1 protein-coding gene is annotated in these 212 nt (G+C 38.7%); it reads left to right on the top strand.

Translation table 11 applies throughout. The features are described 5' to 3' along the window. On the top strand, positions 1 to 212 hold a 212-nt coding region (locus K5S59_RS29750), incomplete at both ends, for a lyase family protein (RefSeq protein ID WP_259653029.1).

The following is a 212-nucleotide window of genomic DNA, read 5'->3' as shown; positions in this document are numbered from 1 at the left end:
CTTGAACGTGATATGAAACGAATTCAGCAATCACGTCAACACTTATATGAAGTGAACATGGGAGCAACTGCAGTTGGTACAGGCTTAAATGCAGATCCAGAATATATTGAAGCAGTTGTAAAACATTTAGCTGCAATTAGTGAATTACCACTTGTTGGTGCAGAAGACTTAGTAGATGCAACGCAAAATACGGATGCATACACAGAAGTATC

The sequence above is a fragment of the Bacillus sp. BML-BC051 genome, from assembly GCF_019656175.1.
Lineage (GTDB): Bacteria > Bacillota > Bacilli > Bacillales > Bacillaceae_G > Bacillus_A > Bacillus_A mobilis.
The sequence above is the reverse complement of the archived record's forward strand: the minus strand, read 5'-3'. Positions and strand labels throughout refer to the sequence as shown.